This is a genomic window from Streptomyces sp. NPDC052107, from assembly GCF_040680215.1.
Classification (GTDB): Bacteria; Actinomycetota; Actinomycetes; order Streptomycetales; family Streptomycetaceae; genus Streptomyces.
In genome coordinates this window covers 1-12,139 of record NZ_JBFAWG010000018.1, presented here as the reverse complement: position 1 = coordinate 12,139, position 12,139 = coordinate 1, and the positions used below count along the sequence as shown (strand labels likewise).

10 protein-coding genes, 1 tRNA gene and 2 pseudogenes are annotated in these 12,139 nt (G+C 66.8%); 4 read left to right on the top strand and 9 right to left on the bottom strand.

Annotated elements, in window-relative coordinates:
* Positions 1 to 147: 147 nt before the first annotated feature.
* A pseudogene (locus AB0M27_RS21100) lies at positions 148 to 295 on the bottom strand (transposase); the annotation flags it as partial.
* 1,354 nt (positions 296 to 1,649) lie between these two features.
* Between AB0M27_RS21100 and AB0M27_RS21095 the strand changes: the two are divergent.
* Positions 1,650 to 2,204: an HPP family protein gene (locus AB0M27_RS21095; protein WP_365723381.1), complete on the top strand. Its 555-nt coding sequence runs from the start codon at positions 1,650 to 1,652 to the stop codon at positions 2,202 to 2,204.
* Positions 2,205 to 2,694: 490 nt separating this feature from the next.
* On the top strand, positions 2,695 to 2,946 hold the full coding sequence (locus tag AB0M27_RS21090) for a GIY-YIG nuclease family protein (protein ID WP_365723380.1): 252 nt from the start codon (positions 2,695 to 2,697) through the stop codon (positions 2,944 to 2,946).
* A gap of 103 nt (positions 2,947 to 3,049) precedes the next feature.
* Here AB0M27_RS21090 and AB0M27_RS21085 read toward each other — a convergent pair whose 3' ends face one another.
* The 3 genes and pseudogenes from AB0M27_RS21085 to AB0M27_RS21075 all read right to left on the bottom strand — a co-directional run bounded on the left by AB0M27_RS21085 (position 3,050) and on the right by AB0M27_RS21075 (position 5,898).
* Positions 3,050 to 4,171: a cytochrome P450 gene (locus AB0M27_RS21085; protein ID WP_365723498.1), complete on the bottom strand. Its 1,122-nt coding sequence runs from the start codon at positions 4,169 to 4,171 to the stop codon at positions 3,050 to 3,052.
* A 132-nt stretch (positions 4,172 to 4,303) separates the two neighbouring features.
* Positions 4,304 to 5,674: pseudogene (locus tag AB0M27_RS21080) on the bottom strand (FAD/NAD(P)-binding oxidoreductase); the annotation flags it as partial.
* Positions 5,671 to 5,898 (bottom strand): ferredoxin, encoded by a 228-nt coding sequence (locus AB0M27_RS21075; protein WP_365723379.1) that lies wholly within the window; start codon positions 5,896 to 5,898, stop codon positions 5,671 to 5,673. The gene AB0M27_RS21075 and the pseudogene AB0M27_RS21080, both read right to left, overlap by 4 nt.
* A gap of 652 nt (positions 5,899 to 6,550) precedes the next feature.
* Between AB0M27_RS21075 and AB0M27_RS21070 the strand changes: the two genes are divergently transcribed.
* Positions 6,551 to 7,108 carry a GNAT family protein gene (locus AB0M27_RS21070; protein ID WP_365723378.1) on the top strand — a complete coding sequence of 186 codons (558 nt, stop codon included), beginning with the start codon at positions 6,551 to 6,553 and terminating at the stop codon, positions 7,106 to 7,108.
* Between the two features lie 96 nt (positions 7,109 to 7,204).
* Here AB0M27_RS21070 and AB0M27_RS21065 read toward each other — a convergent pair whose 3' ends face one another.
* From AB0M27_RS21065 to AB0M27_RS21045, 5 genes are all read right to left on the bottom strand, one after another.
* A complete protein-coding gene (locus AB0M27_RS21065; RefSeq protein WP_365723377.1) occupies positions 7,205 to 8,479 on the bottom strand; it encodes a cytochrome P450 in 1,275 nt (424 codons plus the stop codon).
* A 776-nt stretch (positions 8,480 to 9,255) separates the two neighbouring features.
* Positions 9,256 to 9,352, bottom strand: a tRNA-Ser gene (locus AB0M27_RS21060).
* Between the two features lie 163 nt (positions 9,353 to 9,515).
* Positions 9,516 to 9,959 (bottom strand): PP2C family protein-serine/threonine phosphatase, encoded by a 444-nt coding sequence (locus AB0M27_RS21055; protein WP_365723497.1) that lies wholly within the window; start codon positions 9,957 to 9,959, stop codon positions 9,516 to 9,518.
* Positions 9,883 to 10,380 (bottom strand): hypothetical protein, encoded by a 498-nt coding sequence (locus AB0M27_RS21050; protein ID WP_365723511.1) that lies wholly within the window; start codon positions 10,378 to 10,380, stop codon positions 9,883 to 9,885. Before AB0M27_RS21050 ends, AB0M27_RS21055 begins: the two co-directional genes overlap by 77 nt.
* The gene (locus tag AB0M27_RS21045; RefSeq protein ID WP_365723376.1) at positions 10,359 to 10,625 is read right to left on the bottom strand and encodes a hypothetical protein; all 267 of its coding nucleotides are present in this window, start codon (positions 10,623 to 10,625) and stop codon (positions 10,359 to 10,361) included. Before AB0M27_RS21045 ends, AB0M27_RS21050 begins: the two co-directional genes overlap by 22 nt.
* A gap of 604 nt (positions 10,626 to 11,229) precedes the next feature.
* On the opposite strand from AB0M27_RS21045, the gene AB0M27_RS21040 reads away from it, so the two are divergent.
* Positions 11,230 to 11,406: a hypothetical protein gene (locus tag AB0M27_RS21040; RefSeq protein ID WP_365723375.1), complete on the top strand. Its 177-nt coding sequence runs from the start codon at positions 11,230 to 11,232 to the stop codon at positions 11,404 to 11,406.
* Positions 11,407 to 12,139 lie beyond the last annotated feature (733 nt).

Sequence of the window (12,139 nt, the reverse complement as noted above, 5' to 3'; positions counted from 1 at the left end):
GGCGGGCAGGGACAAGTACCGCAGGTCAGGTGGTAGGCCGTGGCAGGCGGCGAGGTGGGCGAACGCGCTGACAAGTCCGTGCCGCCATGGCCAGGTGGCGGCGATCCGTAGGCGGAGGTGGCGTCCGCCGCGGCTGATGCGGGCGGCTGCGGTGCCGGAGCACCAGCGCTGGACACGGGCGGAGGTGGTGCCCTTCTTCACGAAACCGGTGTCATCGACGACCAGTACGCCGTCCGGCTCGGCGACGTATGCCGACGCATGCTTCGAGGTCGTCGCGGACCTCGTCCGCATCCCAGTGGCCGCGGGACGGCAGGTGCTGCAGCCCGTCGGGGGTGGCGTGGCCGGGCGTACTCGGCGATCTGCCGACCATTGGGGCACACGATAGAGGGACGGCTCCGCAAAGACCGATCCACTACCGCCCCGGCCCCACTGCAGTCCCCACCTCCAGGCCGTTGACCAGCGAAGACACAGTGGTCTGGCGGTAGCGCCAAGCTGTGGTACTAAACTGACAAAAACGAGTAATCCATCACATCAAGCCAAGGGAGATGATCATGGCGACAAGCGCCCGGAAGCGCATCCGATACCTCGTCGGTGCGTTTTGCGCTGCTGCGCTGCTCGCCGGAACGGTGGGCGTGACGAGTGCTGAGGCAATGCCTCAGACAGCGAAGGCCACGGCGGAGTCGCCAAGCGCGGCATCAGACGTGCCCTGCGACGGCCCCCAGAACCCGCCGGGCTGTACCCCTTAGTGAGGCAACCGTCACTGACACGGCAGCTGTAGATCGTGATCTTGTAGTTGATAGTCATGTGGTTGCTGCTGCGGTGACCTCGTTCCAGCAGCGGTGACAGGCGGTAGCGCGATGCTGGTGCCGGCGTCGCCAGGCCGACCAGCGCGCGCAGGACGTGCGAAGTCGCGGCATGGCGTGGGCGGGACCCTGGCCCGGAGCAGAACGAGCAGTTCGGGCCGGGTGAATGGGAACAGCTCCAGCGCGGGTGACGCTCCGGTGGCACGGCTGCGGGCGAGGGTCGCGGCCAGGAGGGCGGCGGTGATCAGGCTCCAGCCCATCCATGAGTACCAGCGGGTCACCCAGGCCGTTTCTGATGGCTCTTGTCCGAGAGTTCATGTCGTCGCACCGCGAGACGCGCTTGCCCGGACCAAGCACTGATCCATCCACTCAGCAAGAGCCATCAGAAACGGCCTAAGGCATGGGGAGCCTTCCCCGGGTGTTGCGAGAACACGGTCATGTTTGTGCCCCGCCGACATGGAACCAGCCAGGAGCGGCTTCCCGAGTGGAACGAGCTGTACACGCCAACCATCAGAGGGTTGGTGGTTGCTTGGTGTCGTTGGCGGGGCGGTTCGATAAAGGCGCTCAATCGGGCAATAAGAGGGCCTTCTTGGACAGGCGTTGGTTGGCAACGTCACGATGCTGGGCGTGATCCCCGTCTTCCCGGACGACGAGCCGCAGTGGACCGAAAGCGGGGATGGTTCCGAGGAGTTCCCGTGCTGATTCAGAGCGCCCGGCAGGTTTGCGCCTCGCCCGGCAGTCCAGCGACCGCTTCGCCTCCTGTCCGCCTGACCCGGATGCATGTTGCGGGGCGGCTGGGCCGCTCTGCGACCATCAATCTCCCGTCGGGACAAGAATGCCGCATTCATGGCACATGACGCGCCCGGGACACCAGAAGCCGTGGATGCCCCAACCCGCCTGGCGAAGCGCCCTCCGATTCGCCGGAGGACACCCGAAGAGGCGCGGCACCCCCCGCGCACGGTCGCGGCGGCGGCCATCACCACGTCGGTCGGATTGGCCATGTTGGTGGCCGTCGGGGCGCTCATGCACCAGACGGTGCTTGTACCGCCGCTCGCGGCCACGATGGCGATCGTCACCGCGACCCCCGGCTCGCCTCTCGCGCAGCCCCGCCACATCATCGGCGGCCACATGCTGTCCTGCCTCGTCTGCTTCGCAGTGCTTACTTTCGGCTGGCACGGCCCTTGGGCCGCTGTCGTGGCCTGCGGCATCGCCTGCGGACTTGTGCTTGTGCTCAAGGCCGCCCATCCGCCAGCCATGGCGACCGCCGTCATGATCATGCTCACCGACCCGCCTGCCACCCGCTTCGTACCCCTGCTGGCCGCTGGCGCAGTGCTGCTCGTCGTGGTGCAGATGGTCTCCGCCCGTCTGCAGCGAGAGATCTATCCCACCTCCTGGTGGTGAGCTGGCACGGTCGTGAAACCGGCGAGGAGGTGACCGGCGTGCGCCTCTGAGGCACCCCCGGCAGGTCAGCCGGCACGCCCGGGATGAATTGCGGGACGGCCGCTATATAACTAGGTGATCTGCGAGTGCCCCAGGCAGGATTCGAACCTGCGCACACGGCTCCGGAGAGCAAGCAGAAGCCGCTGTTTCACGAGAGCACACCATGCGGGCATCAGGTCGCACCGAAATGTGGGGCTGACGGGCTGACCGAGCCTGGTAGGTACGATCGGACACTTCGTCCCGGTTCTCCTTCGCTGGATGTCCCCATGCTCGGTCGGGAGGACAAGAGAGAGTATCTGTCCAGCGTGAGGGCCGGCTCGCTTTCTGCGTGCGTCTGCTCGGACAGATGGTCCTCATGGAGGACCAGCGGCAACAGGATGATGTTCCCGCCGTGTGATGCCCTCATGAGCCCCGCCGGTTATCCCGGCTGCTCTTCGGGTCGGACGCTGGGGTGCAGCTTCCGACACCCGCTCGGGAGAGGTTCTTTTCCGAGGACGCCGTGACACTGGAGTCCGAACCCCATCAGGCGTTCGCCGATCGACGCGTCGACTTCGTCAACGAGCGACGCGAGTTCTTCTTCGCCACACCGTCCGAGATTCGAGCACTATTGGCAGACAGGGAAGGCGGCCTGCTTGAGTTCACGGAGGAACCCGCGGCTCTCGAGTACTTCCAGCGCCGTAGCCGCTGGCCGCACCAGAGCTGAATATGGTTGGAGGCGTCGGGGACAGCGGTAGCGGGTTGCTGTCGAACGCAGAGCCGGCCGGGCCGTCCGCGGCGCGACCTTGCACCTGCCCTCGGCTGCCGCGTCAACCGTCACCCTGCTCGATGTCCAGATGGATCGGACCCCGAAGAACGGGGCTGGGCCGGTACGGCGGCGGGTCGGCGACCAGCCTGGGGCGGTCGAGCCGGCGTACCAGCTCGGTCAGCGCGATCTGGGTTTCCCGCCGGGCCAGCGGGCCGCCGAAACACAGGTGGATGCCGCTGCCGAACCCCAGGTGCTGGTTGTCACGCCGATCCGGGTCGAAGCGGTCCGGATCGTGGAAGCGCTTCGGATCGCGGCTGCCTGAGGCCAGCATGAGCATGATCTGCGAGCCCTGGGGGATGACGGTGTCGGCGACGGTGATGTCGCTGTACGCCGCCCGCCAGGGAATGATGTGCACGGGGGGCTCGTAGCGCAGCAGTTCCTCGACCAGCGGCACGACGAGGTCCGGTTCGTCGCGCAGTCGCTGCAGCACCTGCGGGTGGCGCAGCAGCGTCAGCATGCCGTTGGTGATGAGGTTGACGATGGTCTCATGGCCGGCGATGAGGAGCAGTTTGGCGGTGGCGACGATGTCGGCGTCGGCCATCCGACCGTCGGGCCCGTCGTCGTTGGCCAGCCGTGACAGCAGGTCGTCTCCCGGCCGGCCGTGGCGCTGTTCCACCAGCTCGCCGAGGCACTGGCGCAAGTCCTTGCGGGCCTGTACGCCCTTGTCCAGTTTCTCCTTCGGGTCGGTCTTGGGGTTGTAGTCGATCGAGTTCATGATGTCGTTCACCCAGAGGTGGAACCTCGGCTCGTCCTCGCGTGGCACCCCGAGCAAGTGACAGATGACGGTTACGGGGAGCGGGAAGGCGAAATCGTCGACGACGTCGATCTGCTCCTTGCCCGCCAAATCGTCGATCAGGCTGCCGACGGTGGCGGTCAGGAAGCCTTCAAGTCCGGTCACCAGCCCAGGGGTGTGCGGGGGGCCGAAGTGACGCATCGCCATACGCCGCAGGCGATCGTGCTCGGGCGAGTCCATGTGGATGAACGACGACGTGGCCCCTCCCTCGGCTGAGGGCATCGGACGCGACAGATTGCGCACGTCGGAACTCAGATGCGGGTCATTCAGTACGTCCGTGATCTCGCGATGGGTGCTGATGACGTAGCTGCCGTCCTCCTGCAGAGCCACCGGCGTCTCGCGCAACTCGGCATACAGCGGGTAAGGGTCGGCCCGGGCGGAGTAGTCGAAGATCCGTCGCAGCGTGCCGGGCGTCCCGGTCGTGGTCGTCCGGCCTTCCTCCTGCCCATGCTGGTGCACGGCCGTGACGCGGCGCTCACCCGGGGCATGGCCTGTGACGACCACCGTGGCGCCCTGCGCGAGCAGGGCGGGGCCGGGGGAGTCGACGGGCACCGGTTTCATGCCGGCCGGCCGGTCCGGAGTGGGGCAGGGGGGCGGGAAAGGTGCGGCCGTCTCGATCAACCGTCGGTAGTGGTCCAGCCACTTGCCGTTGTTGAAGCTCACGGCAGCCGTGACGCGGCCCCGATAGCCATATGCGGTGACGAAACGGTGGTCGTCCAGCGATCCCTGGGTGACGACCACCTCGTCGGCGAAGGTCGGCACGCCGACGGACTTGATGTTGACGCCGAACTGGATCGACCAGAACAGCGGGATGGACAGGTGGGGCCAGCGGTCCGTCTGGGCGCTGACCATGTTGTGTGCCGCGACCTCTGCCTGCTCCACGGCGTTGGCCCAGTGCTCCATTGAGATGAGCCGGTCTCCGTAGAGGGGGTTCGGGCAACGTGCCACGTCTCCCGCGGCGAAGACGTCGTCGGTGACGCGGCCATTGTTGTCGAGGGCGCGGCAGCCCGTGTCACAGGTGATTCCCCACACGCCCGCCGCCAGTCCCGACCCCCGCAGCCACTCGGTGTTGCGGATGCTCCCGAGTGCCACCACCGCCACATCGGCCTCGACCGTACTGCCGTCGTCGAAGTGAGCACGGCGAAACCGTCCCTGCGCGTCGCCCTCCAGCCGGGCGACCTTGACACCGCACCGCAGGTCGACACCATGAGCGCGCTGCATGTCGGCCGCAACCTCGCCGATCATGGCGCCGAGCGCCCCGACCAGCGGGGCCGGCGCGAGTTCGGCGACGGTCACCGGGATGTCCCGTTCGCGGCAGATGGAGGCGATCTCGGAGCCGGTGAATCCCGCACCGATGACCAGCACACGGGAGGGCCCGGCGGCGAGGGCCCGCTGCAGGCTCTCGGCATGCTCGCGCGTACGTACGACGAACACTCCGTCCAGGGCCGCCTCGGACTCGACGAACCACGGCCGGGCCCGTACCCCGGTAGAGATCAGCACCCGGTCGAAGGGAACCTCGCGTCCGTCGGCGAGACGCACGTGGTTCGTCGCGAGGTCCAGCCCGCTGGCGGGCACGCCCAGCAGCCACTCCGCATCGATGCCACGACGGCGGGGCAAAGTGGTGCCCCCGGCCGGCACCCACCCGGTCAGTACTTGCTTGGACAGGGGAGGCCGGTCGTAGGGCTCGCCCAACTCGTCACCGATCATGGTCAACGATCCGGTGAAACCCTCGTCTCGCAGAGCCTCCGCGGCCCGCAGCCCCGCCAGCGAAGCCCCGACGACCACGATGCGGCCATCACGCTTGAACGCACGCAGGTTGTCGGCGCTGGTCATGACGGCGACGCTTCCGCCGGTGCGTGCCGCACCTCCAGCTGGTCGACCAGGATCGCCTGGACCGGGCAGGCCGCCGCAGCGCGTAGCACCTGGTCGCGCAGGGAGTCGTCGGGGTTCGGGTCGTACATGAGCGCTTCCTCACCGTGCATCCGGAACGCCTCCGGAGCCAGGAACGCGCACTGCGCGTACCCCTCACATCGGGAAAGATCAACGACAACTTTCACCCCGACCTCCACAGGGAGTGGGAGCTGCAGACCCTCAAGCCGGCGCCACTCCGGCGCGCAACGAGGGAGGATCCGGCCGCTGCCCACCCCTGCGAAGTGCGAGGGGGTGCACCGCGCTCGTCGGGTCTCCATGGGAAGAATTGATCATCGCGGCTACGGCGATCGGCGCCTGACCAGGGACGTATCCCTGGTTGCGGCTGCATTTTGGTTACGTAAGCGGCGCTCTTGTGGATTGCCGTTTCGACGGCAACCGTGTGGCACGGTGCGCCGGAATACCGTCAGAAAATCAGCGTAACAGCGGCACCGATACCGGCGAGTCCAGCGTTGATCGATCAGATAGCCGCAGGACAGAGACCCGGCCCTTCACTTCTTCGGCTGCCGGGGACACTCGCCTAGGATCTGTAGCAATCAAGCGCTGGCCAGGGCGGATGCCGACAGAAGAGGGCGGGAGTCGGTCTCGCTGACTCCCGCCCTCTCTCATTGTCTCTCGGTGTCCGCGACACACCTCCGACAGAGTCGGACTTGCGCCCGCTGCGCGACCCCGCTGCTCCCGACGAGGACGACGATCAGCGGTGAGACAGAGCATGGCGGGCAACACCTGCCTCGGTGTGCCTCTCCGCCTCGCGCGCACAGCAGCGTGATCAAATAGGGCATGGCATCGTCCTGGACTGGTAATCGGGTACGCCTACGCGCTATCGAGCCCGACGACTGGACAGCGTTCATGCGCTTCGCCGACGATGACGGGCGGCGAGGGAGCCGGCTGGATCTGCCGCGGTCCGCCGAGAGCTACCGTGCCTGGGCGAAGGAGCAAGCCGTTGCCAAGTGCGATGACGACCGCTTCCGGTTGGCAGTCGAAGCGACGGCCACGGGAGAGCTGGTTGGCACAGTCGGCTCGCATCGCACCGGCCCTCGTTCAGGCTGGTTCGAGCTTGATGTCACGATCGGCGCTGACCATCGGCGCAAGGGCTACGCGGCAGAAGCCGTAGTGCTGCTGCTGCGCTTCATGTTTGCCGAGCGGCGCTATCACAAATGCCTAGCAGCGATCTTCGCCCACAACGAGGCATCGCTGGCACTCTTTCGTCGGCTCGGTTTCACCGAGGAGGGGCGCTTGCGGGAACACGTTTTCTTCGCCGGCCGGCACCACGACCTCGTCATGATGGGCATGCTCGCCAACGAGTTCGACCAGCGACACACGATGAGCGAACCATGAGCTGGTCATCCAGACGTGTGCGGAAGGGCACTCGAACTTCGTCAACGTTCGCTGTTCGCTGGTGGATCCGGCCTGCTACCGAAAGCAGGACTGCCCTCAGCCGCGCAACGTGGCGCGCAGACGCAAGCCGACAGTTGCGAGACCTTCGAGGGTGGTGACCTGGTAGCTGGGTTCCGGCCCGGGCGGCTCGCTCAAGTGGTAGCAGCGGGCGGTCTGCGCAGTCAGGAGCGTCAGCATCGCCATGGCCAGAGCGGCTCCCTCGCAGCCATGCGGCCCGGTGCCGAAAGAGAGGAAGACCCCGGGTTTCGCCGGCGAGCCCGAATCATCGAGCCAGCGCTCGGGCTGGAACTGGTCCGGCTCGGAATATTCCCGTGCGTCGCGGTGGGCGGTGTAAGGGCAGACGAGAACGGTGGACCCGGCGTCGATGGTGTAGTCGGCGAGCTGAGTCTGTCGCGGGGCGCGCCGGGTCAGTAGCCAGCTCGGGGGGTACAGCCGGAGCACCTCACTCACCAGTGCCTGGGTGTATTGCAGGCTGCCGAGGTGGGTGCTGGTCGTCGCGGCCGGGTCCGCGGGCAGCGAGGCGGCTTCGGCCGCGACGCGGCCCGCTGCCTGGGGGTGCCGGGCCAGGTGGAGCAGGATCCATCCGGCTGCCCGGGAAGGGGTCTCGAAGGTGGCGACGGTGATTCCGGGGAGAGTGTCGAGGATGGCCTCTTCCGGCAGTAGGCCGTAGTGGGGGGAGGGCCGGAGCATCTGTCCCAGCATGTCGTCACCGAGCCGGCCCGATGAACGACGCCGACGGACGATGGGCCGCAAGGCGTCGGTGAAGGCGACTTGCTGCCGTGTGCGGAACCGCCGTGCCGGTGTGGGGATCCAGCGCGGCCATACCCAACGCGAGGGGCGTACGAGCACCTCCCGGGCCAGGAAGAGCTGTGAGGCATAGGGCAGCAGGGTGGGAGCGTCTTCGGAGAAGAGGTACCTCACGCCGATCTCTGCCAGGGCGTGCCGGACCGGGGGCAGAATCTCGACGTCCTGGCCCGTGGGCCACTGGTCGGCAAATCGAGCGGTCTGGGGCGCAATCTCACCGATCCGGGCTGCAACCGCCTGCGCACGTAGTCCGCGCATGCGCGCGGCGTGAGCGTGCGCACGCTCCTCGGGTGTTGGTGCTCCGCTCGACCGCTTCAACGGTGGGAAGAGAGGCGAGGATGCCTTGGGGAAGTCCTGCGCGCGGCGCAGGACTGCTTCACACGGCCCGGCCGCAGCGGCTACGTAGACACCCGGCTCCAGCTGCCAGACGTCCCCACACTCCTCAGCGCCACGGCGCGCCAATGCCAGCCGGTCGCGGCTCCAGGCCGCGAAGCTGCCTTCGGGCAACCGCGGCGGCTCATTCCTTCGGCCCATGAGATCGTCCCTGGCTCTCGTACCTGTCCAGGCCGATGCCGTCGGCAGCGTGGCTGGGAACTGGCGGGCGCCCAGGGGCGCCCGCCGACAGTGCGGTCAGTCCTAGTCGTCGCCGGCGTACGCATCCCATTCGTGGGCCCCGTACGCACCGTAGTGGCGGGTGAAGGACAGCTTGCCGAGCAGCTTGGCGATCATGATGCACTCCTCTCGCCTGTCTTCAGCACCAAAAGCCACGCATGACATATTCTCACACACAGCATATCTGCGATAAAGGGAATATTCCGGTCATCGCTCGCGCGCATTCACTACTGATCACCGCATTCGGGAACCGCGGTAGCGCCGCCGCAGAGGGCAGCAAGGGCAGCCGCGGATATGTCGTCGTTGTCGCCGGCCAGCAGCTGCGTCAACAGATGCCGTTCGTGGTCACCCCCGCCGAGATCCTGCGGTACAGCGAACTACCGCAGCCACCGCAACCCCTCACGGTCAGTAGCGTCCTTGTACGGCCCGGCAGTGGCCGGTCTGCCCCTCTGCGGCCGCTACGGATCAGAAGCTTCCCGCGTCACACCCGTGCAGATCTAGCGAGGAGCCACGAGGAAGCGTGGCGGCCGGCGGTTGCGTGGCCCACACGCTCCTCACACGTGATTGGTGCGCAACAACGAGAAAGAGCGGGAGACAGTGAGACTGTCTCCCACTCTTTCGTGTCGACATCCACCCTGGTCAGCGCTTGATCTCTGCGGATCCTGGGTGAGTGCCCCCGACAGGATTCGAACCTGCGCACACGGCTTCCGGAGGGCCTTCGGTCTCCGGCGTGTGCGCAGGTCATAGGCCGGCTTCCAACCGGCTGGCGTGATGCGGCTTGTCCACGAATAGTCCCCGGGCCGCCTTCTGATCCGTATCTCCACAGAGATCGGTCAGCGGGGGTTATAGAGGTCATCGTTCGGCCCCTGGGAGTGGCTGTCGGTCATGGTCGGTTGCTGGGGTTGCCGTACTTCGTTGCTGTACCGCTGGATCAGGTGCGTCGGACGACCACCACGGCGAGGTCATCGAGCTGGTCCAACGCGATTGCGGCGCCGAGGACTCGGTCAGCGATCTCCTCGGCGCTCAGCCCGTCGTGGAGGGCTTGGGCGGCCAGTGCTCCGGTTTGCTCCAGTCCGGCGTCGAGAGTGAGGTCTGGGCCTTCGACCACGCCGTCGGTAACCATGACGAGGGCGGTGGCCTTGTCCAGCGTGAAGGTGCCCTGCGGGTACTCGGCGTCCGGCAGGACTCCCAGGAGCGGACCGCCGGGTAGCCGGTAGATGTCGTGGCTGCCGTCCTCGTGGGCACACAGCAGGGGCACGTGGCCGGCGCTGGCGCCGGTGACCTGTCCGGTGCGGGGATCAATGTGCAGCATGGTGCGGCTGGCGAACCGTGGTGCGTCCATCGCGACGAGCAGCTGATTGGTGTGCATCAGCACGATTCCGGGGTCCGGCTCGCGGTTGGCGATTGCGCGTATGGCGCCGCGCACCTGCCCCCATGTAGGCAGCCGCATCCACGTCGTGCCCTTGGGCGTCGCCGATCTGCAGATGCACCGAACCGGCGGGCATGAGGAAGGCGTCGTACCAGTCTCCGCCGATGTCCAGCCCGGCGCGGCAGGGCTGGTAGCGGGCGGCGACCTCCAGGCCGGACGGGCGCTCGGGCAGCGTCGGGAGCATGCTCCGCTGGACCGCCGTGGCCAGCTCGATCCGGGCCTGCTGCAATCTGATGCGCCCCAGCGCCTGGCCTGCGAGCTCGGCCAGTGTGAGGTCATCATGCACATTCAGCGAGTGCACCCACACCAGCTGTTCGCCCCCGGCCGCAGGCGTCGACCGCGCCTCTACGAGGGTGACCAGAGACACCTGCCGGGCCTGGGAAGCTCCAGCACCCGCATCGCCAGCTGCTGCTTGTTCGCGTAGGCCACGATGCGCTTGACCACGGAGCTCTGACGTGCGGGCACCAGCTCCCATATGTAGCTGCCCACACTCTGTGCGGCCGGCCGGTCGAGCGCCTTGGCCATCGCGTCGTTCAGGGAGCGGATGATGCCGTCGGGGTAATGCAGAGCTGACGGCTCGGCCCGTCGAAGGAGATCGTCCGAAAAGTCCACCCGTCGCTCCCTCGCGATCGTCGAGCGAGCATCCTCACGGCTCCAAGAATTGCATTACGGCTATTTCCACACAATGTGGATCCATTACGCTGAACCATCTCTGAGCTGCTCTTTTCGCCACGACTACCGAGCCCACTCGTCTTCTGAAAGCAATCGATGCGAGGCGCAGCCATCAGCGAGGTCGGCGGAGCGGGTTTGGTCGGGAGCCGCTTTGGCGCGAGTGATCATGGCCCCGTAAGCTTCCGGCGCGTCGGGCAGTGTGTGGACCTGCCCGGTAAAGCACGACGTTGGGGCCATGATCTTCGAGGCTCGTGCCAAAGCGGCTGGCTTTAGTACGGCCGCTTTGCTGTGACCGTCAGCAATAGATGGCCAGTCGTGGTGAGAACGCCGCAGGTGAGCGGACGATTGTCAACTACGGTTGGCCATTTTGAGCAGTGCAAGCTGGCAAACGTGGACCGCTTTACCTCGTTCGGCCCACAGCGGTCGCTGCGGCGGATGAGTCGCGGTGTCATGACACTGCGCCCCGCGCTCAGAGCGGATGCGCGGCGGGTCTCGCGCTTCAGACGGGCGAACCCGTGCAAGTCAGCTTCGGAAGGTGGAGACAGTGACGCAGTTCAACAAGGGCGATCGTGTGGAGTACCAGGGGCAGGACAACCAGAAGCACACCGGAGAGATCCGGCGTATCCAGGGTGAGTCGCCCCAGGCGAGGTACACCGTCCGCGACGAGAGGACCAAAGCGGAAGAGCAGGTCGAGGAGCGGAAGATCGAGCGGTCGCTGTAACCACAGCATCGTGATGAGTCGCCCCCCTGCGAGGGTGGGCGACTCATCGGCGTGAGGGACTTGCTGTCCGGCAGCCGGCGTATCGAGGATCTGCTTCGCGAGTACGAATGAAACGCAGGCTGCCCGTGTCCGAGGCTCCCGGCATCCTGCCCACGGGCCCGGTCGTTTCCCGGTCTCATCACTGCGTGGTGGCCTGTCGGGTCGGCAGGGTGATCACGAGTTGCGTGGGGCCGCCTAGAGCGCCCGCCAGGCAACGCCCTGATGGTGGCCACTCTTCCGGTGTGGCCGATGAGAAGGACAGCGATGGCGGTTCGATCCAGCGCCGGCCGTGGGACCTGATGGTGTCCACTGTCGTGCGGGAGCTCTCCGGCCTTGCTGTCTGCGGGGTTGTCGCCCTGGTGTTCTGGCCGTTCGGAGGGCCGCCTGACTCCCCTTTTTTCCTCGCCATCCCTGCCCGGCGGGGCCCGTGGGCGAGCTGTACCGCACGGGGCCGCCGCGTCGCCTCGCCGCTGCAGTCGCCCTCCTTGCGACGATGACGGTGATCACGCTTTTCGGCGCAGCAGCGGGCTGGGTCTTTCGACCGCTGGCTGACCACAAACTCGGTCTCTTGGCAGGCTTCTTTGTCGGTGCACCTGTCGCCGGAGTTCCGCAGCAGCGGTAGTGGCATAGTCGCCGAAAACCCGGTTTGAGCTGCGGAAATGCCGCATGGCCCAGTGGCGGGGTGTGTCACTAG